General features: G+C 63.2%; 22 protein-coding genes. 10 read left to right on the top strand and 12 right to left on the bottom strand.

Going from position 1 to position 22498, the window contains the following annotated elements; all coding sequences use genetic code 11:
• Nucleotides 1–39: 39 nt before the first annotated feature.
• From smc to AB4048_RS21125, 3 genes are all read right to left on the bottom strand, one after another.
• On the bottom strand, nucleotides 40–3501 hold the full coding sequence (gene smc / locus AB4048_RS21115) for a chromosome segregation protein SMC (protein WP_442203947.1): 3462 nt from the start codon (nucleotides 3499–3501) through the stop codon (nucleotides 40–42).
• A 90-nt stretch (nucleotides 3502–3591) separates the two neighbouring features.
• The gene (locus AB4048_RS21120) at nucleotides 3592–4272 is read right to left on the bottom strand and encodes a DsbA family protein (RefSeq protein WP_442203948.1); all 681 of its coding nucleotides are present in this window, start codon (nucleotides 4270–4272) and stop codon (nucleotides 3592–3594) included.
• A gap of 204 nt (nucleotides 4273–4476) precedes the next feature.
• Nucleotides 4477–4992 carry a DUF721 domain-containing protein gene (locus AB4048_RS21125; RefSeq protein ID WP_442203949.1) on the bottom strand — a complete coding sequence of 172 codons (516 nt, stop codon included), beginning with the start codon at nucleotides 4990–4992 and terminating at the stop codon, nucleotides 4477–4479.
• 289 nt (nucleotides 4993–5281) lie between these two features.
• Between AB4048_RS21125 and mutY the strand changes: the two genes are divergently transcribed.
• Genes mutY through AB4048_RS21140 form a run of 3 tightly spaced genes read left to right on the top strand, consistent with a single transcriptional unit; the run spans nucleotide 5282 to nucleotide 7354 of the window.
• Nucleotides 5282–6373 (top strand): A/G-specific adenine glycosylase, encoded by a 1092-nt coding sequence (mutY, locus tag AB4048_RS21130; RefSeq protein WP_442203950.1) that lies wholly within the window; start codon nucleotides 5282–5284, stop codon nucleotides 6371–6373.
• Nucleotides 6370–6984, top strand: a complete 615-nt coding sequence (locus AB4048_RS21135) for an HAD family hydrolase (RefSeq protein WP_442203951.1) — start codon at nucleotides 6370–6372, stop codon at nucleotides 6982–6984. The genes mutY and AB4048_RS21135 overlap by 4 nt, the downstream gene beginning before the upstream one ends.
• Nucleotides 6985–6988: 4 nt before the next feature.
• Entirely contained in the window at nucleotides 6989–7354 is a 366-nt protein-coding gene (locus AB4048_RS21140; RefSeq protein ID WP_442203952.1) for a nuclear transport factor 2 family protein, read from the top strand.
• A gap of 215 nt (nucleotides 7355–7569) precedes the next feature.
• Here AB4048_RS21140 and AB4048_RS21145 read toward each other — a convergent pair whose 3' ends face one another.
• Together AB4048_RS21145 and AB4048_RS21150 are read right to left on the bottom strand one after the other, a co-directional pair.
• Complete coding sequence (locus AB4048_RS21145; protein WP_442203953.1) at nucleotides 7570–8031, bottom strand: DUF6790 family protein; 462 nt, start codon at nucleotides 8029–8031, stop codon at nucleotides 7570–7572.
• A gap of 208 nt (nucleotides 8032–8239) precedes the next feature.
• Nucleotides 8240–9370 (bottom strand): site-specific DNA-methyltransferase, encoded by a 1131-nt coding sequence (locus AB4048_RS21150; protein WP_442203954.1) that lies wholly within the window; start codon nucleotides 9368–9370, stop codon nucleotides 8240–8242.
• Nucleotides 9371–9688: 318 nt separating this feature from the next.
• On the opposite strand from AB4048_RS21150, the gene AB4048_RS21155 reads away from it, so the two are divergent.
• Nucleotides 9689–11329: an acyl-CoA synthetase gene (locus tag AB4048_RS21155; RefSeq protein WP_442203955.1), complete on the top strand. Its 1641-nt coding sequence runs from the start codon at nucleotides 9689–9691 to the stop codon at nucleotides 11327–11329.
• Between the two features lie 61 nt (nucleotides 11330–11390).
• Here AB4048_RS21155 and AB4048_RS21160 read toward each other — a convergent pair whose 3' ends face one another.
• Nucleotides 11391–11744 (bottom strand): antibiotic biosynthesis monooxygenase family protein, encoded by a 354-nt coding sequence (locus AB4048_RS21160; RefSeq protein ID WP_442203956.1) that lies wholly within the window; start codon nucleotides 11742–11744, stop codon nucleotides 11391–11393.
• Nucleotides 11741–12070, bottom strand: coding sequence for an NIPSNAP family protein (locus tag AB4048_RS21165; RefSeq protein WP_442203957.1), 330 nt, complete (start codon nucleotides 12068–12070; stop codon nucleotides 11741–11743). Before AB4048_RS21165 ends, AB4048_RS21160 begins: the two co-directional genes overlap by 4 nt.
• 77 nt (nucleotides 12071–12147) lie before the next feature.
• On the opposite strand from AB4048_RS21165, the gene AB4048_RS21170 reads away from it, so the two are divergent.
• Complete coding sequence (locus AB4048_RS21170) at nucleotides 12148–12828, top strand: ArsR/SmtB family transcription factor (RefSeq protein ID WP_442203958.1); 681 nt, start codon at nucleotides 12148–12150, stop codon at nucleotides 12826–12828.
• Here the strand turns inward: AB4048_RS21170 and AB4048_RS21175 are convergent.
• Nucleotides 12782–13252, bottom strand: a complete 471-nt coding sequence (locus AB4048_RS21175; protein WP_442203959.1) for a DUF1284 domain-containing protein — start codon at nucleotides 13250–13252, stop codon at nucleotides 12782–12784. The genes AB4048_RS21170 and AB4048_RS21175 overlap by 47 nt on opposite strands.
• Nucleotides 13252–13842: a biotin transporter BioY gene (locus AB4048_RS21180; RefSeq protein ID WP_442203960.1), complete on the bottom strand. Its 591-nt coding sequence runs from the start codon at nucleotides 13840–13842 to the stop codon at nucleotides 13252–13254. The genes AB4048_RS21175 and AB4048_RS21180 overlap by 1 nt, the downstream gene beginning before the upstream one ends.
• Before the next feature lie 187 nt (nucleotides 13843–14029).
• Here AB4048_RS21180 and AB4048_RS21185 point away from each other — a divergent pair, with 187 nt between their 5' ends.
• A complete protein-coding gene (locus AB4048_RS21185) occupies nucleotides 14030–15574 on the top strand; it encodes a trimethylamine methyltransferase family protein (protein WP_442203961.1) in 1545 nt (514 codons plus the stop codon).
• Between the two features lie 50 nt (nucleotides 15575–15624).
• Here the strand turns inward: AB4048_RS21185 and AB4048_RS21190 are convergent, their stop codons facing one another.
• Nucleotides 15625–16293, bottom strand: coding sequence for a GntR family transcriptional regulator (locus tag AB4048_RS21190; protein ID WP_442203962.1), 669 nt, complete (start codon nucleotides 16291–16293; stop codon nucleotides 15625–15627).
• 143 nt (nucleotides 16294–16436) lie between these two features.
• On the opposite strand from AB4048_RS21190, the gene AB4048_RS21195 reads away from it, so the two are divergent.
• Together AB4048_RS21195 and AB4048_RS21200 are read left to right on the top strand one after the other, a co-directional pair.
• Entirely contained in the window at nucleotides 16437–17129 is a 693-nt protein-coding gene (locus tag AB4048_RS21195) for an HAD family hydrolase (RefSeq protein ID WP_442203963.1), read from the top strand.
• A gap of 154 nt (nucleotides 17130–17283) precedes the next feature.
• Entirely contained in the window at nucleotides 17284–17721 is a 438-nt protein-coding gene (locus AB4048_RS21200; RefSeq protein ID WP_442203964.1) for a plastocyanin/azurin family copper-binding protein, read from the top strand.
• 80 nt (nucleotides 17722–17801) lie between these two features.
• Here the strand turns inward: AB4048_RS21200 and AB4048_RS21205 are convergent, their stop codons facing one another.
• Nucleotides 17802–18731, bottom strand: a complete 930-nt coding sequence (locus AB4048_RS21205) for a diacylglycerol/lipid kinase family protein (protein ID WP_442203965.1) — start codon at nucleotides 18729–18731, stop codon at nucleotides 17802–17804.
• A gap of 98 nt (nucleotides 18732–18829) precedes the next feature.
• Nucleotides 18830–19435, bottom strand: coding sequence for a hypothetical protein (locus tag AB4048_RS21210; protein ID WP_442203990.1), 606 nt, complete (start codon nucleotides 19433–19435; stop codon nucleotides 18830–18832).
• Between the two features lie 313 nt (nucleotides 19436–19748).
• Here AB4048_RS21210 and thrC point away from each other — a divergent pair, with 313 nt between their 5' ends.
• Together thrC and AB4048_RS21220 are read left to right on the top strand one after the other, a co-directional pair.
• On the top strand, nucleotides 19749–21149 hold the full coding sequence (thrC, locus tag AB4048_RS21215; protein WP_442203966.1) for a threonine synthase: 1401 nt from the start codon (nucleotides 19749–19751) through the stop codon (nucleotides 21147–21149).
• Between the two features lie 17 nt (nucleotides 21150–21166).
• Complete coding sequence (locus AB4048_RS21220) at nucleotides 21167–22465, top strand: M16 family metallopeptidase (protein WP_442203967.1); 1299 nt, start codon at nucleotides 21167–21169, stop codon at nucleotides 22463–22465.
• Nucleotides 22466–22498 lie beyond the last annotated feature (33 nt).

Genomic DNA, 22498 nt, shown 5'->3' on the forward strand with positions numbered 1-22498 from the left:
GGTTCGGGCGATAGAGGCTTGCGCAGGCCCGCCAATCGCTCACGCGATTTCGCGCAAGCGTTCCGCTGTCTGGAGATCGACGGAAACGAGCTGGGATACGCCCTGCTCGGCCATGGTGACGCCGTAGAGGCGATCCATGCGCGCCATGGTGATCGGATTGTGGGTGATGACGACGAAGCGGGTCTCGGTGGAGGCGGCCATCTCGTCCATCAGATTGCAGTAGCGTTCGACATTGTGGTCGTCGAGCGGTGCGTCCACTTCGTCCAGAACGCAAATCGGCGCCGGATTGGTGAGGAAGACGGCGAAGATCAGCGCCATGGCCGTCAGCGCCTGCTCGCCGCCCGACAGCAGCGTCATCGTCTGCGGCTTCTTGCCGGGCGGGCGGGCAAGGATTTCAAGACCCGCTTCCAGCGGATCGTCGGACTCGATCAGCTGCAATTCGGCCGTGCCGCCACCGAAGAGATGGGTAAACAGGCGCTGGAACTGTGCGTTGACGACATCGAAAGCGGCGATCAGCCGCTCCCGGCCCTCGCGGTTGAGGCTCTGGATCGCTCCGCGCAGCTTGCGGATCGCGTCGATGACGTCGTCGCGCTCCTTGATCAGCGCCGCAAGCCGTTCGCTGAGCTCCGTGCTTTCCTCCTCGGCGCGCAGATTGACGGCGCCGAGCCGCTCGCGCTCCATTTTCAGGCGTTCGAGTTCTCGCTCGACCTCGCGCAGATCCGGCGCCGTCTGATCCGCCGAAAGGCCGGCGAGACGGAGCGCTTCGTGTGGCGCGACGTTCAGCGCGTCGCGAATGCGTCCCTCGGTTTCCTGGCGCTTTTCGCGGGCGGAAACCAGACGCTCCTCCGCGCGGCCACGTTTCTCGCGGCTTTCGGCGAGTTCCGAAAGCGCGACCGCGGTTTGGTGATCCGCCTCGCGCTGCACGATCTCGGCAGCGGCGAGAAGATCGGCTGCCGCCCGACGCGCGGCTTCAGCCTTCTGAAGCTCGGTCATGAGCGCCCGGCGCTTGTCGTCGAATTCGTCGGGTGCCAGTTCGAGGTCGGCGGCTTCCTCGCGGGCTTCCTCCTCGCGGTCGCGCAGCGTCTGGATATGCGCCTCGGCGCCGGCGGCGCGCTGGCGCCAGCTTGCGCGCTCCTCGCCGATGGCAAGCAGACGGCGGCGGCGGGCGTCGTTTTCGCGGTTCAGTCCCTCGTGGCGTGCACGCGCCTCGGCAAGCGCACCGCGATCGGTTGCGACGGCAATCTGCTGCGCTCCGAGTTTCTCGTCGATCGTCGAAAGATCCGGCGCGTCCTCGAGTTCGATCAGCGCATTTTCTTCCTGAAGGCTGACCTCTTCCACCTGCGCCGTCAGACCGCTCACTGCTTCGGCCACGACATCGCGGCGGCGAACGAGATCGCCGGACGCACGCTCGGCTGCCGCCAGCGCCTCGCGGGCCTCGCTCAGATGCCGGGCGGCAAGCCTGCTGGTTTCGCGCGCTGAGTGAAGGCGCTGCTCTTCGAGACGGATCGCGTCGCCTGCCGCGGCCAATTGATCTTCCGCCTCGGTAAGCACGTCGCGCGCGAGCTCGACCTCGGCTTCCAATTCCGCCAGCCGGTTCTTCTGCGCAAGACGGAGCGCGGCGGCACTCGGCGCATCGGCACCGGTGACATGACCATCCCAGCGGAAAACCGCGCCGTCCTTCGTCACCAGCCGTTGGCCGGGCTTGAGGCTCGCCATCAGGCGCTCCGCGTCAGTGGCCGCAACGAGCCCGATCTGTTTCAGGCGCCGGGTAAGTGCTGACGGCGCGCGGACATGGGCGACGAGCGGCACGGCCCCGTCAGGCAGTGCGGCATCCTCCGCGCCGTTGCCGTTGCCGGCCCAATGCGCCGGCGCACCCGGGTCGAGCGGCGTTTCGAGATCGTCTCCGAGAGCGGCGCCCAGCGCGGTTTCGAAGCCGCGATCGACCTTCAACTCCTCCGCCACCGGCGGGAACTTACCGGCGGCCGCACCCGCCGACAGCATTTTCGCGATGGTGCGCGCTTCCGTTTCCAGCGCGTTGAGCCCGGAGCGCGCGGCATCGACCGGCGCGCGCATCAGCGCCTCCGTCCCACGCGTGCGCGCCAGCGCGGCCTCAACCGTCTCGATCGCCGCTTCCGCATCCTCGACGGCGCCTTCGGCCGCTTCCACGAGGTCGCGCTTTTCCGACGGATCGGGCAGGCTCGCCATGCGCAGGTCGATCGCCTCCAGCTCGCGGGACGCCTCTTCCATTTGCCGCGCCAGCCGCATCTTGCGATCGGCAAGCTCGCGGATCGCGCGCTCCAGCTGGTGGCGAGCGGCAGCAGCCTCGGCGCGCTCGGCCGTCAGCCCCGCATGCAGGCGCTCGCTCTCCGAAAGCGTTGCCGCGGCGCCTTCGAAGGCTTCGCGCGTTTCCTCGGCGAGCCGGTCGGAATCGGCCAGAAGCTCGGAAATGTCGCTCTCCTCGGCATCAAGCCTTGCGAGAATCGCGGCATTGTCGGCGACCAGGCGCTCCTCGCGGCGAATGTCCTCGCCGAGCTGGGCGAGCCGGCGCGTGAGTTCGTCGCGGCGGCGCAGAATGCGGTTGACGTCCTCTTCCAGTTGCGTGCGGGCGATCTGCAGGCGTTGCAGCGCCGCGGCTGCCTTCGCCTCGCCCTCGCGCAGCTCGGGCAGCTTGAAGCTGGCGATGCCCTGCGCCTTTGCCGCTTCCATCTGCGCCTGCGCCTTGGCGGCGACGACGACAGTCGCCTGGTTGAGCGCGCTGTCGGCTTCACCCTCGGCGGCCTTCGCCTGCACCCAGCGGATATGGAGCAGCATCGCCTCGCGGGCGCGGATGTCGGCCGACAGCATCTTGAAGCGGTTCGCCTGGCGGGCCTGCCGCTTCAGGCTTTCGATCTGGCTCTCGAGCTGCGACGTCACGTCGTCGAGACGTTCGAGATTGCCTTCGGCGGCACGCAGGCGAAGTTCCGCCTCATGGCGGCGCGAATGCAGGCCGGAGATGCCGGCCGCTTCTTCCAGCAGTTGGCGCCTCGCCTGTGGTTTTGCCTGGATCAGTTCGCCGATCCGCCCCTGCCCCACCATCGATGGCGAACGGGCGCCTGTCGATGCATCGGCGAAGAGAAGCTGCACATCCTTGGCACGGGCTTCCTTGCCGTTGATGCGGTAGAGCGAGCCCTGCTCGCGCTCGATGCGGCGCGTCACCTGGATCTCGTCGCTGTCGTTGAAGGCTGCGGGCGCGGTGCGATCGAAATTGTCAAGATAGAGCCCGACTTCCGCGGTGTTGCGCGCCGGGCGGTTGCCGGAGCCGGAGAAGATCACGTCGTCCATGCCCGACGCGCGCATGTTCTTGTAGGAGTTTTCCCCCATTACCCAGCGCAGCGCTTCGACAAGGTTCGACTTGCCGCAGCCGTTCGGGCCGACGACCCCGGTCAGCCCCTGCTCGATGACGAACTCCGCCGGCTCGACAAAGGATTTGAAGCCGACAAGGCGCAGCCTGTTGAATTTCATGGGCTGCGACCTCCGCCCCCAAGGGGAGGTAAAAACAAAAAAACGGGCGCGCGGGTTTTCCCGCCGCCCGCTTCTTTCAAAAGGCGCGGTTCAGAGAAGGCTGTCGATGAGCGCCGACATGGTATCAACCGACATGTCTCCCGCGTAACGCTTCCCGTTGATCAGGAAGGTCGGCGTTGCGTTAACGCCGAATTCCTTGGTGCCACGTTCCCTAACCGAGTTGACATCATCCAGAAGCTTCTGGTTCGTCAAGCACTCCTTGAAGCTTTCCTCAGTAAATCCAGCGAGTTTCGACATCTGAAGCAGTGCAGCGCGTCCATCCTCGGCCGCAGCCCACGTCGGCTGCTGCTTGAACATCATTTCGATCATCGGGAAATACTGTTCCGGCGGGGCGCAGCGCGCCAGCATGAAGGCGGCGGCGGCGCGCGGATCGAACGGGAATTCGCGGATGATGAAGCGCACCTTGCCGGTGTCGATGTACTTCTTCTTGATCTCGCCGAAAGTGGTGGTGGCGAAGTGCGCGCAGTGCGGGCAGGTCATCGACATGTATTCGACGATCGTCACCTTCGCGTCGTCCTTGCCGAGCGCCAGATCCGGCAGCGGGCCGGGCTTCAGCACCGCGCTCATGTCGACATCGCCGTCGGCCTTCGGCAACTCGGTCTTGGCTGCCTCCTGGGCGTCGGCGAAGCGCGCGAATGCCGCCACGAAGGCGGCCGCCGCTGTACCGCCCAACAGGCGGCGTTTGGTCAAGAGCATGTCGAGCATCGGCATAGATTCACCTTGGGTCAGATGGGCGGTAAGACAGATTGATGCGATATAACGGCGCGCTGCCGCTAACAAGGCACGAGCCCCAAACTTTCTTCAAAGAATTGTGACCTGTCAAAGGCATCGGAGATTAAATCGCAGTAAGGAATGGGCTTCAGCGTGCCGCGTTGTTCTTTGTCGCGGTGTTTGCCATATGAATGGCGTGGCCTGCTAGCGCCCCGGCTTCCCGAACATCGCCGTGCCCAGCCGCTTGACCGCGTCGTGCAGGCGCCCTTCCTCGATACCCTCCATCATGGCATCGAGCTTACGCGCCGCCTCGCCCTTGAGCGGCACCGGCTTGCGCGATCGCTTGACGGCAAGAGACACCGGCTTCTGGACGATGCGGATCTGATTGACGGCGGGGAAGCCGAAAAAACCGTTGATGCGCTGGATGAGTTCGCCCTGCGCATGCGTCAGGAAGAGCGCCCGCGCGCCCTCGCAGGCAATCGTCAGCACGCCGGGCTGATAGTTGCCGCCTTCGTGGCTGCCGCCGCGCCTCGCCCACGCGATCTTTTCCGGGCGCGTGCATTCCGCGAAGTCCTCGCCGACGATCTCGTCCCATGAACCGAGCAAGGCCGTGTTGATCCCGGCGCGACGGGCAAGCACCGGATCGACGATGCCGTTTGCCAGTTCCGCGATCTGCTTGGGGCTGCGCCTGGTCGTTTGCCGGCCGGTTTCAGCAGTCAAGGCACTCTCTCTTTTGAACGGAGGGGATTGCCCCTCGACACTGCATAGCGGCGGCGATGAACATCGCCGTCTATCGGAAGACGCTATCATATATGTCGTGCCAAAAGATAATACTCGTCAAGCCGCCCGGGCTGAGAGGAAGCCGGTGTAAAAATGCCTGTAATCGATGCCGAACTGACTGATAAGCTCGCGCCGATCCTCTTCCTCAAAATCTTTCGTTGACGAAAAAGGCTGAAGTGGACTTATGCCGAACGACCCCATCCGAATTGCACGGGACGCCTCACCTATCTTGCCGACGAAAACAGACTTATCCCTGATATTGCTGTCATGGTACGACCGCGATCACCGCGATCTACCCTGGCGCGTGTCGCCTCCCATGGCCGCGCGCGGAGACCGCGCCGACCCCTATCACGTCTGGCTCTCGGAAGTGATGCTGCAGCAAACGACCGTGCCGGCGGTCAAATCCTATTTTGCTAGGTTTATCGAGCGCTGGCCGACGGTTCTGGCGCTTGCCGAGGCGCCGAGTGATGAAGTTATGGCGGCCTGGGCAGGGCTCGGCTATTACGCGCGGGCGCGCAACCTGAAGAAGTGCGCCGAAGCGGTGGTGCGCGACCATGGGGGACGCTTCCCCGACACGGAGGACGGGCTGAGGGCGCTCCCCGGCATCGGCGATTACACCGCGGCGGCTGTTGCCGCCATTGCCTTCAACCGACAGGCTGCCGTCATGGATGGCAATGTCGAACGCGTCGTTTCCCGGCTCTACGCGATCTCGACGCCGTTGCCGGCTGCAAAAGCGCTGATCCGGCAGAAGGTCGCCGAACTCACCCCCGCCGATAGGCCCGGCGACTTCGCGCAAGGAATGATGGACCTCGGCGCGACGATCTGCACGCCGAAGCGTCCGGCCTGTGCGCTCTGTCCCCTCCGCGAGCTTTGCCAGGCACTCGTTGCCGACGATCCCGAGCGCTTTCCCGTCAAGGCCGCGAAAAAGGAACGACCTCTGCGGCAGGGCGCGGCTTTCGTGGCGGTGAATGCCGATGGCGAGATCCTTCTGCGCCGGCGGGTCGATAGCGGGCTTCTCGGCGGCATGACCGAAGTGCCGACCACCGGCTGGACCGCGCGTTGCGACGGCGAGACAGGAGCCGCCGCCGCTCCATTTGTGGCCGACTGGGAACCCTGCGGCAGCATCACGCACGTCTTCACCCATTTCGAACTCAGGCTCTCCATCTGGCGCGCGCAGGTTCGCTCGGGCGCGGCCGGCGGCGATGACGGATGGTGGGAAGCGGTTACAAATCTTGAGCGCCAAGCCTTGCCAACTGTCATGAAAAAAGCGATCGCACAGGCTATTCCTCGCGCGTTCAATAAGACCAAGGATCATCAATGACGACGGAAATCCGGCATATTGTATTCGATATCGGCAAGGTGCTCATTCACTACGATCCCAATATCCCCTTCAGCCACGTCATTCCCGACGAGGAAAAGCGCGCCTGGTTCTTCGCCAATGTCTGCACCCAGGACTGGAATATCGAGCAGGATCGCGGCCGCGGCTGGGACGAGGCCGAAGCGCTGCTGATCGCCGATCACCCCGATCACGCCGAAGAAATCCGTGCATTCCGCAAATACTGGCGGGAGATGGTGCCGCACGCCTACGAAGATACGGTCGCGATCATGGAAGGGCTGATGACCGACGGCCACGACGTCACCATGCTCACCAACTTCGCCTCCGACACGTTCCGCGAGGCGCAGGCGATATTCCCCTTCCTGACGAAGCCACGTGGCGTGACGGTCTCCGGCGACGTCAAGCTGATCAAGCCGGACGTGGCGATCTACGAAACGCATGCCAGGAGCTTCGATCTCGATCCGGCGGCGACCATCTTCATCGACGATTCCGTCCCTAACGTCGAAGGTGCCAAAGCCGCCGGCTGGCAAGCGGTGCATTTCACCGGTGCCGGCAAGCTGCGCGAGGATCTCGTCGCCCGCGGCGTCAGGGTCTGAGCGCATGGGTTTCGATCCGGTCGAGCGCTGCCGTCTCTACTTCGCCGCCATCGATGCCATCGATTTTGCGGCGATCGAGGCATTCTATGCCGATGACGTCACCTATAGCTCGAACGGTGTCGGCAGCCTTTCCGGGCGCGACGAAGTGATGGCGGCCATTCGCGGTTACTTCGCCGCCTACCCCGACCAGACGTCGATCACCAAAAGCATCGAAGCGCTGACGCCGCTCTCGGCGCGCGCCGTCTGGTCGGTCCGGGCGACGCACAGCGGCACCGGCAATCCCCTCGTCCGCGAGGGGGAAGAAACGATCACGTTCGACGGCGATGGCCAGGTGGTGAGCGTCGACGTCACGGACTATCAGCCGTTCTAAGATCGGGAACAAATCCGCGCACCGCAGGTTTTGAAGCAGCGGTCGCATTCGCGGCTGTGGTGATCAATCCAATGTCGGCGTGGCTGACAGGAGGTGTGTTATGGGCCGTGGTTTATTGCTTTGGCTTATCGGCGTTCCAATCCCGATCATTCTTCTCCTCATGTTTTTCATGAGATAGCCGCCCGACGCCGAGGCTGAGGACCCGGCGCCTGATTTCACACGGAGGTTGCGGTCAGATAGACGGCAAGCACGACGAAGATCCAGAGGTCGGAGATCATCGCGACAGTCTGCATTCGGCCTCGATCCGGTGTGACGGCGTGCTTCAGTCCGGCAAGCCCATAGAAGATCTGCCCGGCGGTCGCCGCCGGCGCAATCCAATCATGGCTGAAGATGGAAACGATGGCGATCGTCGCGATGGCGAGGTTGCCGAAACCGATTTCCTGGACGAGCGGCAGCGCCTTGCGATCGGTGATCTTGAAGATCGCCTCGGCAGTAAAAGCCGGCTTGGCAATCTGCCGGATGCCCGCCAGCAGCAGCCGTATGCCGACCGCCCAGAAGACGAACCACTTGCCGATGAGGAAGATGAGTTCGGGCGCGGCAGCCGAGCGCCCCGCCTCCACCACCACCGATCCGATCGGCAGGATGAACATGAGAAGCACGATGACGGCGAGATACATTAAGGTTTTGTCCTACAGCAGATCTGCTTTTCTTTGAATCGCAGATCCGCTCTCTCTTTTTGTTCCGGACGGAAAACCGTTTCACACTTTTCCTGGAACTGCTCGAGTCATGAATGGCGCCCGGAACATCGTCCCGGGCGCCGTTACCTTCTTCCTGAACTGGAGGTACAAATCGGAAGAAGGCAGACCCATGTCCGGCAAGGCCGTTCTATTCAGCCTTTGCCAGATCGCTGCGGATGATGGCCCTGAGATCGTCGATCGGGCGCAGGGTCTGCCCGTCGTCGAAATGCCAGAAGGTCCATCCGTTGCATGCATCAAGGCCCTGGACTTTCGCTCCAAGGCGATGAATGGAGCCGGCATCGCCGCCGGAAGCGACCGTGCCGTCGGCTCGAACGATCGCGCTGTGGCGGCGCTTATGGTCGGTCAGGACCTGGCCGGGCTTGACGAGGCCGCTCTCGATCAGCGCGTTGAACGCGACCCGAACCTCCGCCTTCTTGCCGGTCATGACAGTCAGTTCCGCCTTACCGAGCGGTTCGACCGCGGCGATTCGGGCGGTGGCCGCGTCGATATATTCCTGTTCGCGCTCGATGCCGACGAAATGACGGCCGAGACGCTTGGCGACGGCCCCTGTCGTGCCTGAGCCGAAGAAGGGATCGAGCACGACGTCGCCGGGCTTGGTGGACGCCATGATGACGCGGGCAAGCAGCGCCTCGGGCTTCTGCGTCGGATGCGCCTTCTTGCCATCCTCGCCCTTCAGGCGCTCGCCGCCGCTGCAGATCGGGAACAGCCAGTCGGAGCGCATCTGGACGTCGTCGTTGGAGGCCTTCAGCGCATCGTAATTGAAGGTATAGCCCTTGGCCTTGGCGTTCGGGCTTGCCCAGATCATCGTCTCGTGTGCGTTCTGGAACCGGCGCCCCTTGAAATTGGGCATCGGATTGGTCTTGCGCCAGACGATATCGTTGAGGATCCAGAAGTTGAGGTCCTGGAGCGTGGCGCCGACGCGGAAGATGTTGTGATAGGAGCCGATGACCCAGATCGTTCCGGTCGGCTTCAAAACGCGCCGGCAGGCAAGCAGCCATGCGCGGGTAAAGGAGTCATAGGCCTCGAACGAGGCGAACTGGTCCCATTCGTCATCGACGGCATCGACCAACGACTGGTCCGGGCGGTGCAGAGCGCCGCCGAGCTGAAGATTGTAGGGCGGATCGGCGAAAATGACGTCGACGGACTGATTGGGAAGCGCCTCCAGCGCTGCAACGCAATCGCCCTTGATGATCGTGTCGATCCAGGAGGCCGGCTTTTGGGATGCCTTAAGCTCGGCAAGCGGGAAAACTGACGCCATTTGATACTCGCTCTGAACACGTACGCATTACGTTAACTGACCGGTATGGTTACCTAACTTGGTTACTAAAGCCTGAAGCGCGCAGCGATTTCGGGAATTATTCGCAGGGCGGACACGCGCCGAATGAATTCCAGCTTTCGATTTCGTCGCGGCGTTTTCCGCTCGCGCGGACGCGCCAAGGCAGCCAACCGCCTTCAGACGAAAGGCTTGGGCGCTTCACGAACTCTCCCGGCGACAGCGCCCCCTGGCGCTGTTAGGCTGGCGAAAATGTCGTTGTGGCCGAGGAGATGGACGGTGCGCGCATTGAGGGAGGAGAGCATGAGCCAGGCAGCATACGAAATCGGACTGGACAAGACGGCGGCAAACTACGTCTCCCTGTCACCTTTAAGTTTTCTCGCGCGCAGTGCCAGCGTCTATCCGACGCTTGTCAGCATCGTCTACGAGGAGCGGACGTTTACATGGGCGCAGACCTATGAGCGCTGCCTGCGGCTGGCGTCATTCCTCGAGCAACAGGGGATAGAACGCGGCGATACCGTCGCGACGATGCTGCCGAACATCCCGGCCATGTTCGAATGCCACTTCGCGGTGCCCATGACCGGCGCGGTGCTCAACAATCTCAACATCAGGCTGGATGCGGCCGCACTCGCCTTCATGCTGGATCACGGCGGCGCCAGGGTGCTGCTGGTCGATCCCGAATTCGCACCCGTGATCGCCGAGGCGCTGACGCTGATCAAGGGGCCGAGGCCTTTCGTCATCGACGTCGCGGACCAGGCCTTCGGCCCGCAAACGGCGATCGGCGAGATCGAATATGAGGATGCGCTCGCCGCGGGCGATCCCGATTTTTCCTGGCGCTTGCCCGCCGACGAATGGGATGCCATCGCGCTCAGCTATACCTCGGGGACCACAGGCAATCCAAAGGGCGTGGTAACGCATCATCGCGGCGCCTATCTCAACGCCATCAGCAATATCTTCGCCGGCGGCCTCGGCCTGCATCCCGTCTATCTTTGGACGTTGCCGATGTTTCATTGCAACGGCTGGTGCTTTCCCTGGGCCATCGCGGCGATGGCCGGCATCAACGTCTGCCTGCGCAAGGTCGTCCCGGCCAAGGTGTTCGAACTGATCGAATCCCAGGGCGTCACCCATATGTGCGGCGCGCCGATCGTATACAATGCGCTGATCAACGCGCCCGAGGCACCGCAGGGCGACGCCGTCCACCCGGTCGTCGGGCTGGTCGCCGGCGCGGCACCGCCGGTCGCCGTGCTGGAGGCCGCCGAGCGCATCGGCATCCGCCTCACCCACGTCTATGGCCTGACCGAAGTTTACGGTCCCGCGGCACTGTGCGCGGAACAGCCGGGCTGGAACGACCTGCCCTGTCACGAGCGCGCGCAGCTCAAACGTCGCCAGGGCGTTTCCTATCTGCTGCAGGAGGCAGTCACCGTCCTCGACCCGGAGACCATGCAACCCGTGCCGCGCGACGGAGAGACGGTCGGCGAAGTCATGTTCCGCGGCAACATCGTCATGAAGGGTTACCTCAAGAACGAGGCGGCCACGCGCGAGGCCTTTGCCGGTGGCTGGTTCCATACCGGCGACCTCGGCGTTCTCGACGAACATGGCTACGTGATCATTAAGGACCGGTCGAAGGACATCATCATTTCCGGCGGCGAGAACGTCTCTTCGATCGAGGTGGAGGACGTACTCTACACGCATCCCGCCGTGCTCTTGGCGGCGGTCGTCGCGAAGCCGGACCCCAAGTGGGGAGAAGTGCCCTGTGCCTTCATCGAGCTGCGCGACCAGGCATCGGCGACGGACGCCGACATCATCGCCTTCTGCCGCGCGCATCTGCCGGGCTTCAAGGTGCCGAAAACCGTCGTTTTCGGCATCATTCCGAAGACGTCCACGGGCAAGATCCAGAAATTCATCCTGCGCAAGCAGGTGGGGTCGGCGACGGCAATCGCCTAGCGTTGCTTGTGGATCGGCAGCCGCCGCTGGGGGCGATCCCGGCCAAGCCTCGACTTTGACTTCAAGTTGGCGCCGGATGATATGCCCGGCTGTCCGCCGGCGCTTCTACCCGATCGTCCATGCCATAGTCGCGCAGCACAGACGCTATCCGCAGGCGATAGCCGGCGAAGACGTGGTCGCGGCCTGCCCGTTGCGCTGCGCGATGCGAAGGAAGGTTGCGCCAGAGCCTGACCGCCTCCTCGTCACGCCAGAAGGAGAGCGACAGGAGCTTTCCCGGAGATGTCAGGCTTTCAAAGCGCTCGATCGAGACAAAGCCGTCGATGGTCTCCAGCTCGGGCCGCAGGTCAGCGGCAAGACCGAGGTAGCGCTCCCGCTCGCCTTCGGCCGGAATGACTTCGAAAATTACCGCGATCATGGCGTCACCTTTGCGGCATGGGGTTCGGACACGCATTTGAGAAAGATGCGGTTCTCGCTGAGTATAAACCGTTCGCGCCGAGCGAACTCGTAGTTCCGCTTGCCGAGCGGATCGGCCAGCAGCCTTTCGCGGTATTCTTCGTAGGCCGCCAGGCTCTCGATATTGTAAACTCCGTAGGCAGTCGTCGCCGATCCCTCGTGCGGGCCGAAATAGCCGATCAGATCGGCGCCGCAGCGCGGGATCGCCTCACCCCAGGCGCGCGCATATTCGGCGAAAGCATCTTTCCTGAACGGATCGATCTCGTAGCGGATGAAGCAGGTGATCATGTGAACTCTCCTTTGCTTGCGGGACAGCCCTCTTTTCGCACATTGCCCTGCAACGATGCTTCGGCTACGATCGAAGTATGAAGGAAGGACCGGACATAGCGCAGATCGGCGCGCTGATTGGCGATCCCGCCCGCGCCAACATGCTGGCCGCGCTGATGGGCGGTCGCGCGCTGACCGCGACCGAGCTTGCCGAAGCCGGGGGCATCACGCCCCAGACCGCGAGCACGCATCTGTCGCGAATGGAGGCGGGCGGGCTACTCGCGCAACACAAGCAGGGCCGCCACCGCTACTTCGCTCTCGCCGACGAGGCGGTGGGCAAACTGCTGGAAAGCATCATGGGCTTTGCCGCAAGCCGCGGCCATCTGCGGCACAGGCCTGGCCCGAAGGAACCGGCGCTGCGCAAGGCTCGTATCTGCTACGACCATCTCGCCGGCGACTATGGCGTGCGCATGCTCGACAGCCTGATCGCGTCGGGCTCGATCGCGGCCATCGGCGAGGGATTGAACCTGACCGAGACCGGCGAAACCCGGCTGACGTCGATGGGCATCGACGTGACTGCGCTGAAGGGCCTGCGCCGGCCGCTTTGCCGCTCCTGCCTCGACTGGAGCGAACGACGGGCGCATCTCGCCGGCAGTCTCGGCAAGGCGCTTCTGTCAAATTTCCTGGACAAGGGCTGGGCGCGGCGCCCCGGCACGGGACGCTCAATCCTGTTCACGAGCGAGGGCGAGCGTCAGTTTCTGACGCTTTTTCCGCTTTGACCTGAGCCGGATCGACGAGAATTCCGTCATATCCGCCGTCGGCAATGCGGCTGCAGAGGTTCTCCCATTCGCAGCCGCGACAGGCCTCCCGGACTTCGCCGGAAGCAAATTTTTGACGCAGCGTCGCGAGCAACCCGGCATCCGGGCTCACCGTTACGCCCGGCGCGATCTCATGGCCGAGTATTCGGCCTATGGCGCCGGACGCCGCGATGTCGCGTGCCTCGGCGCCGGCGCCGAGGCAATGCGGGCTTTCGCCTTCAAGCAGCGGCGCGCAAATATCATCAGGGCCGGCGACGACGAGGATGCCCTCGCCCGCCGAGAGACGCTTGGCGATCTGCCGATAGTTGTCGGTGAAGGCTGGATTGTAGCCCTCCCCGACAAACGTCAGCATGCACAGCAGATGATGGCCGCGAAGCCTGATCATTAGGTCAGCCGGGCCTTGCCGCCATAGATGCGGATGCCCTTGAGGACGGCGGCGGCGAGCGCCGACTTCAGGAATCCGCCCAGAATGAACGGTGCGACGCCGAACAACCAGCCCTTCTCGGCGCCAATCAGCATGGCGAGCCACCCTCCGCCGATCGCAAGGCAAAGCATATTGGCGGAGAAATGCGCGAGAAAACTGCGGATGACACGGTCGCCGGTCCAGCCGCGCTCGGCGAGCCAGCCGGTGAGCGCGGCGATGATCGGGAAGGAAACGAGATAGCCCGCCGTCGGACCGGCGAAAGGCGCAAGCCCGCCTGCCCCGCCGGCGAGGACCGGAAGGCCGACCATGGCTTCCCCGAGCCAGGCAACGACCGTGAGTGCGCCGAGACGCCAGCCATAGAGCGCGCCGATCATCGTCACCGCAAAGGTCTGCATGGTGATCGGCACGGGCACCATCGGCACGGAGATCCGTGAGGCGAGCGCCAGTATCAGCGTGCCGGCAAGCACGAAAGCTGCCTGGACAGGCAGCGAGCGGCTGCCGAGGCGAAACGGGTCGAAAGCGGCGGCGTCATGATGAAGTGGCAGGGACATAAACTCTCCTTTTCAAAATTATAGATAATTTTCGATTCCCATCTATTTTTTATAATGAAGCTTTGCGCGGACGCAAGCCTTCCTCGCCCGAACAGCAAGAGGCCTCCTTCTTAGAGGCGGGGCGCGGCCTTCCTTGACATTCCGGCACGGATGGTTTGCGGTGGAACCTTAAAAGTGGGAGGCGACGATGACGGCTACCGAAGAGACCGAACCGAAGCGTCGCGTACGGGGGCTGAGGGCCCAGCGCCACTCGGGAACCGAAAAGCCGCATGGTGTCCCCTACATCGCCCGCAACATCCCGACCTACGACATCCTCAGTGAAGAGAACCTGCAAAGGATCGAGCGCACGGCGGATCGCATTCTTGCGGAGATCGGGATCGAGTTTCGCGACGACGACGTGGCGATCGATCACTGGAAACGCGCCGGCGCGAAAGTGAATGGCCTGCGCGTCACCTTCGAACCAGGCATGCTGAACGAGATCGTTGCCTCGGCGCCGGCGCAGTTCACGCAGCATGCGCGCAATCCGTTGAACAACGTCGAGATCGGCGGCAGGAACGTCGTCTTCTCCCCGGCCTACGGCTCGCCCTTCGTCATGGATCTGGACAAGGGCCGCCGCTACGGGACGCTCGACGATTTTCGCAATTTCATCAAGCTCGCCCAGTCGAGCCCCTGGCTGCACCATTCCGGCGGCACGATCTGCGAACCTGTGGACGTGCCGGTCAACAAGCGCCATCTGGACATGGTCTACAGCCATATCAAATATTCGGACCGCCCATTCATGGGCTCGATCACCGCCGAGGAGCGCGCCGAAGATTCGATCGAGATGGCGCGCATCGTTTTCGGGCGGGATTTCGTCGACCAAAATTGCGTCATCCTTGGCAACGTCAACGTCAATTCGCCGCTCGTCTGGGACGGGACGATGACGAAATCCCTGCGCGCCTATGCGCGGGCCAACCAAGCGGCGGTCATCGTGCCCTTCATTCTCGGCGGCGCCATGGGACCGGTCACCAACGCCGGCGCCATCGCGCAATCCTATGCCGAGACGCTCGCCGGCTGCGCGCTGACGCAGCTCGAGCGCAAGGGTGCGCCTGTCATCTTCGGCAATTTCCTCTCGTCGATGTCGCTACGCTCGGGCTCTCCGACCTTCGGGACGCCGGAGCCGGCGATCGGCAGCATGGTCATCGGGCAGCTTGCCCGCCGGCTGAAACTGCCGCTGCGCTGCGCCGGCAACTTCTCCAATTCCAAGCTGCCGGACGCGCAGGCCATGCAGGAAGGGGTGATGTCCATGCTATCGGCGGTGCATTGCGGCGCCAACTTCATCCTGCATTCGGCAGGCTTCGTCGACGGGCTGCTCGCCATGTCCTATGAAAAGTTTGTCATGGACACCGATTTCTGCGGCGCATTGCATTCCTATCTGGCAGGCGTGGTCGTCGACGACAATACGCTCGCCATGGACGCTTTTCAGGAAGTAGGCCCCGGCAGCCATTTCCTCGGCTGCGATCACACGATGCGCAACTATCAGACGGCTTTTTGGGATTCGGCGCTATCCGACAACGAGCCTTTCGAAAAGTGGTCCGAAGAAGGCTCGACCGATATTGCCACCCGTGCAAACCGGCTTTGGAAAAAGACGCTGGCCGAATATGCAGCCCCTCCGCTCGACGAGGCAATCGACGAGGCGCTGTTGGATTTCATCGGACAACGCAAGAACAACATGCCGGATGCATGGTACTGACCGCGTCCGAGGCAATCGGGCGCATCGATTATCTATAATTCTGAAAAGCGCTATCCGACGATCACAAACACATCGCGTGTCGCGCCTGCCGGGGTGCGCACCGGCGTCTTGCCGATCCATTGCACGTGCTTCTGCAGGATTGAGGCGGCCTCCTCGGCTCGCCCGTGGCGAAGGGCGGCGAGAATGGCGCGATGATCGTGGTCGGTGCGTCTTTCCCAGCCCGACTGCCAGGCGGAAAAGAGAAAGCGGGCGCTGACCGCATGAAGGTCGTCGATCGCGGCGAGCAGCCGCGTCATCCGGCAGGGAGCAAGGATCAACCGATGAAAGCGACGATTGGCCTCCTCCCAGGCATGGACGTCGGCGGCGGCATCGCCTTGTCGCGTCGCTTCCTCGGCGTCGGCAAGGATCGCCGGCGTGAGATGCTGCGCGGCATGTTTCAGCGCCAGACCTTCAAGCGCTGCACGCATCTCCGCCACTTCGCGGACCTGCGCGAGATCGAAGGAGGCGACCCTGACGCCGCGGCGCGGCTGGCTCATCGCCAGCCCCTGCGCCTCCAGCAAGCGAAAAGCCTCGCGCACAGGCACGTGGCTCGCGCCAAATTCCTCGGCAATGTGATCCTGCCGAAGGCGGGTGTCGGGGGCAATCTCACCGCGGATGATGCGCTCGGCAAGCACCCGGCTGATGCGGCTTGCGATCGTGTCGTCTTTTTCCCTGGCCATGCGCGATCCTTAAAGAGGCGCCGTTGGCTTGTCGAGCGCAGAAAGCCTTTCGCTCGAAGCAGCACAGCCATGCCCGTCCGTCGGTTGAGCTTGAGGCCGCCATCGTGTAAAGCCGGTCCATCTTCCCAATGGATACGTGCATCATGAACAGCGGCTTCGACCTCATCATATTCGACTGCGACGGCGTACTGGTCGATTCCGAAATCATCGCGGCGGAAGTCGAATCCGGACTGCTGACGGAGGCTGGCTATCCGATCAGCGCCGAGGAGATGGGCGAGCGATTTGCCGGCATGACCTGGCAGAACATCCTCTTCGAGATCGAACGCGAGGCCAGCATTCCGCTCTCCGCAAGCCTGCTCGACAAGTCCGAGAAGCTGCTCGACCTTCGCCTCGAGCGCGACGTAAAGGTGATACCGGGCATACCGCAGGCGCTGGCGCGCATTTCGCTGCCGCGCTGCATCTGCTCGAACTCCAGCTCGCCGCGCCTCGATATGATGCTGACAAAGGTCGGCCTGAAGTCGCTGTTTGCCCCGCATATCTATTCGGCAAAGGATCTGGGACCGGATCGCTCCAAGCCGAAGCCGGACATCTTCCTGCACGGCGCCGCGCAGTTCGACATGCATCCCTCGCAGGTGGTCGTCGTCGAGGATTCCGTCCACGGCGTCCACGCCGCCCGCACCGCCGGCATGCGCGTCATCGGCTTCACCGGCGCGTCGCACACCTATCCCTCCCATGCCGACCGCCTGACCGACGCCGGGGCCGAAACGGTCATCTCGCGCATGGCCGATCTGCCTGGCGTCGTCGAAGCGCTGGCTGCCTGGGACGGCGTTTTGTAGGCAGCCGGATGACTGCCGACGATGGCGACAAGGCTCCCAATCCGGGCGACACTTCGGTTGGGTGGGTGCGTTACTTAATAGCTTCAGTTTTTAGTCAAGTTTATATACAGAATGAACCCGTGACGGGATTTCCGTCGTTGAGAGGGGTTCATTTATGGTTAGATTTTCAAGCATTGGAATAATCGGGGTTGCGGCAACGGTCGTGGGTCTCCTTGCCTCCCCCGCCTGGGCCGCCACTGTGATCAAGGTCATTGAAAGCGGTGAAGCCGGAGGCGCCATGTCGCTCAAGATGGATCCTGCAAGCGTGTCCGCAGGGCCGGTCACCTTCATGGTTCACAACGCCGCCGTAACGGAAGAGCATGAAATGGTCGTCGTGAGACTGAAGTCGCCCGATCAAAAGCTCCCGCTGATCAAGTCGAAACATCGGCTTGACGAAAAGCAACTCAACAGCCTGGGGGAAGTCGAAGAGCTGAAGCCAGGCAAGGGAGGCGAACTGAAAGTCGACTTGAAGCCGGGGACCTACCTGATTTTCTGCAACCTCAAAGGCCACTTTGAGGCGGGCATGAAAGCGACGTTGACGGTCACCCCCTAGGGCCGGGGCGCAGATCACTGGCCGCAGCGGATAGCGAGCTGCGGCCAGCATCGCAAACCCTATTCGCTACTCGCTCACCCTCATATCCTCAAATTGATTGCTCCCGGCAGAACGTCGAACCGTGCCGGCACGCGGCCCGGCGCCTCGCCGTCGCTCTCGATCAGGGCTGCCATGGAGCGGTCGGCGCGTGTCGGCCAGACCTCGACGCGGGAGGCGCGGTGGACACTGACCAGCGGATGATCGATGTGCGCGCCGGTATAGATGCTGTTCATCACCTTCAGGATCGAAACGGTCGGCGCCCCGCGAATGACGACTACATCGAAAAGGCCGTCCGACAGGCTTGCGGCCGGTGCGACATGCATGCCGGCACCGAACCATCGTCCGTTCGACACCGCGACCGCGGTGATCGGCCCCTGGAAGAGATCGATCCCATCAAGTCTCAGTCCCACGCATCGCGGGCGATAGCGCAGGAGCTGCGAAACGGAGTGCAGGAAGAACACCGGCGTGCCGGGCAGCCCGCGGCCGCGGCGTCCGTTGTTGACCGCGCGCACGATCGGGCCTGACACGCCAAAGCTCGCAATATTGATGAAATGGCGGCTGAGCGCGCGCCCGTCCTCCCCTTCGCAGGTCATCACCCCGGCATCGACAGGTGTCGCAGTTGCCGACAGGAGCCGCGCGGCATAGGCGCGAGGGTCGGTCGGAAGCGCGAAATTCCGGGCAAAATCGGAACCAGTGCCGGCGGGCACGAAGGAAAAGGCAACACCCGGCCGATCGGATCTGAGAATGCCTGAGGCTACCTCGCCGATCGTGCCGTCGCCGCCAACGGCGATCACCAGATCGGAACCGTCCTCGCTGAGGGCCTGTCCCAGCCGCGCCGCGTCGCCGTCCCCTCCGGTCTCGCGGATATCGAGTTCGGCGCCCTCGGCGCCAAGTGCCGCGGCTATCTCCGGCCAGAGGCTCCGCCCGGCCTTGCGCCCGGAAACCGGATTGACGACGGCGCCAATTCTCATACCGGCACGCATCCCCCGCCGCAATACTCAGCTGGACAGAGCAAGCCCATCGGAAATATCAGAATGGTGGGGTTTCGTCGTCTCGGCACCCGGATCTGTTATTTCTTCTTGGTTGCCTTGCCGCCCTTTGCCGGGCCCTGGTCGAAGCCGACATAGACGCTGGTATAGCCACCCGAACCGCCTGGTACGGAAACCTTGTCGTTGGTGAAGAGGAATTGCGTCGTCGTCTCGCCCGGTGGGATTTCGGCGACGAAATTGGTCACATCGCTGTAGAGCGTGTTGTTTCCATCCATCACCGTGACCCGGATCGGCAGCGTCAGCTTGCCCGGACCACCCATGGGGCCGGCAACGAGGCGACCCTGAGCCACGACGGTGATGCCGAGATTGGTGCCGTCGCTCCGGCACTGCCGGGTCCCTTGCGCGAGCGAGGCCTGATAGACCAGCTTCTGCGGATCGTCCTTTGCGCCCTTCGCGTAGGTGCGCAACACCGCGCCGTCGTCGCGGATTACCACCTGCGGGCATTTGCCGGCCACATAGCCGCCCGAAGCGGCAACCGGCGTAGCGGCCGGCGACGATGCAGCCGACACCTGTGGATCGACGACGCCCGATTGCTTGTCACCGCCCAGACCGAGCGAGGAGCAACCGGCCAATGCCGCCAAAAGCGATACCGAGATCAGACGACGTGTAACACTGCCAAACACGATGATTTTCCCCTCGCACTCACGTTCGCTTTATCGGCCCGGCTGGTGCGCGCGGACCTTTCATGAAAGTTGGCGATGGTCTATATCAGCGACGCAATCAAAAATCGATTGGGTAGGCCGCGTTTGTATCACTTTTCAACGTTGATAAATTGGCGGAAACCGTCCCGCTCCCCTGTCCCGGTCGAGCAAGTGGTGCGGCTGCGAAGAACAGCGCGCCGAATTGACGCAAAGAGGCGCATCGGCGTTGTGAATTTCCCCTAATCTTGCGCAGGCGCAAAAGCTTTAAAAAACCCAAATACAAACCGAGGTAAAATCCGTGGACTACATTTCAACGCGGGGCGACGCCCCCGCCCTTGGCTTCTGCGACGCGCTTCTCGCAGGTCTGGCACGCGATGGAGGCCTCTACGTTCCGCGGGAATGGCCGCAATTTTCCAGGAAAGAAATCCGCGCCCTTCGTGGCAAGAGCTACCAGGACGTCGCCTTCACGGTTCTTTCGCCCTTCATCAACGGTGAAATTCCGGCCGACACCTTCCGCGCCATGATCGACGAAGCCTATGGCACCTTCCGCCATCCGGCGGTCGCACCGCTCGTGCAGACCGGACCGAACAGCTTCGTGATGGAACTGTTCCACGGCACCACGCTCGCCTTCAAGGACGTCGCCATGCAGCTTCTGGCGCGGCTGATGGACTATGCGCTCACGACGCGCGGCGAACGCGCCACCATCGTCGGCGCGACGTCGGGCGACACCGGCGGGGCTGCGATCGACGCCTTTGCCGGCCGCGAGCGCACCGACATCTTCATCCTCTTCCCGCACGGCAAGGTCTCGCCCGTACAGCAGCGGCAGATGACGACCTCGACCGCGTCCAACGTGCACGCGATGGCGATCAAGGGCAATTTCGACGACTGCCAGAACCTCGTAAAGGCGATGTTCAACGACGCGGCGTTCCGCGACGGGATAAAGCTCTCCGGCGTCAACTCGATCAACTGGGCCCGCATCATGGCGCAGGTGGTCTACTACTTCACGACGGCGCTGGCACTCGGCAGCCCGGACCGCAAGGTCTCCTTCACCGTGCCGACCGGCAACTTCGGAGACATCTTCGCCGGGTATGCGGCCAAGCGCATGGGTCTGCCGATCGACCGCCTCGTCATCGCGACCAACGAGAACGATATACTTGCGCGCACGCTGAAAACCGGCCGCTACGAGATGCGCGCCGTCAAAGCGACGACCTCGCCGTCGATGGACATCCAGATCTCCTCCAACTTCGAGCGACTGCTGTTCGAGGCGGGCGGCCGCGACGCCACGAAGGTTAAGGCCGCCATGGCGAACCTAAAGCAATCCAACGGCTTCGACGTCGAAGCCGACACGCTGAAGGTGATCAAGCGGGAGTTCCGCGCCGGCCGCGCCAGCGAAAAACAGGTCGCCCAGACCATTCGCGAAACGCTTGCGCAGACCGGCTATCTGCTCGATCCGCACACCGCGATCGGTGTCTTTGTCGCCGGAAAGAACGAACGGCCGGCCACCCCGATGGTGACGCTTGCGACCGCTCACCCGGCAAAATTCCCCGCCGCGGTAAAATCCGCGAGCGGTATTGACCCGGCGCTTCCAACGTGGCTTGCTGAAATAATGACCAAGGAGGAGCGTTTCGAAATCCTCGATCCAGAGCTCAAGGACCTCAAGACCTTCATCGGCTCCCATACCCGGGTCAAGTCGCGATAAACGCAGAAAGACGCAAGATGACAGTTGAGTGCACCCGGCTGAAATCCGGGCTGACGGTAGTGACCGAGACGATGCCGCATCTGGAAAGCGTGGCGCTCGGAGTCTGGATCAAGTCCGGTTCGCGCAATGAGACCGAAGCCGAACACGGCATCGCCCACCTCTTGGAACATATGGCATTCAAGGGCACGGCGCGGCGCACGGCGCGCCAGATCGCCGAGGAGATCGAAAACGTCGGCGGCGAAGTCAACGCCGCCACCTCGACGGAGACGACCTCCTACTACGCCCGCGTTCTCAAGGATCATGTACCGCTGGCGGTCGATATCCTTGCCGACATCCTGACCGAGAGCGCCTTCGAGGAAGAAGAGCTGCAGCGGGAAAAACAGGTCATTCTGCAGGAGATCAACGCCGCCAACGACACCCCCGACGACGTCGTCTTCGACAAGTTTTCCGAGGTTGCCTATCGCGACCAGACGCTCGGACGCCCGATCCTCGGCACGCCGCAGACGGTGGTCGCCTTCTCGCCGGAAGAGATCCGCGGATATCTGACGCGCAACTACACCACCGATCGGATGTTCGTGGTCGCCGCCGGCGCCGTCGATCACGACAGCTTCGTCAAGCAGGTCGAAGAGCGCTTCGCAAGTCTTCCGACCGCGCCGACGGTCGCCCCCGTCATCGAGCGCGCCCGCTACATCGGCGGCAGCGTGCGGGAGACGCGCGACCTGATGGATGCGCAGATTCTGCTCGGCTTCGAGGGCCGCGCCTATCACGCCCGCGACTTCTACTGTTCGCAGATCCTTGCCAATATCCTGGGCGGCGGCATGTCGTCGCGCCTCTTTCAGGAAGTGCGCGAGTTTCGTGGGCTGTGCTACTCGGTCTATGCGTTTCACTGGGGCTTTTCCGACACCGGGATCTTCGGCATTCACGCCGCGACCGGCGGCGAGAACCTCCCGGAACTGCTGCCGGTCATCGTCGACGAACTGCGCAAGTCCTCCCACACGATCGAACAGCAGGAAATCGAGCGCGCCCGCGCCCAGATCCGCGCCCAACTCCTGATGGGGCAGGAAAGCCCTGCCGCGCGCGCCGGACAGATCGCCCGCCAGATGATGCTCTACGGCCGGGCCATCCCGAACCAGGAAATGATGGAGCGCCTCGAGGGCATCACCATCGAACGCCTCACCGACCTCGCCGGCCGGCTGTTCTTCGATACGATACCGACGCTTTCGGCGATCGGACCGCTCGAACAGCTTGCGCCGATGGAAGACATTACCGCTTCCCTGGCAACCTCCGCGGCCGGCGCGAAAACGGCGAGCGGCTGAGCGGACAGGCCCGTTCGCTTCTTCCAGGGGGAG

This window comes from Rhizobium sp. RAF56 (assembly GCF_052113965.1).
In the GTDB taxonomy this organism is placed as follows: domain Bacteria; phylum Pseudomonadota; class Alphaproteobacteria; order Rhizobiales; family Rhizobiaceae; genus Rhizobium.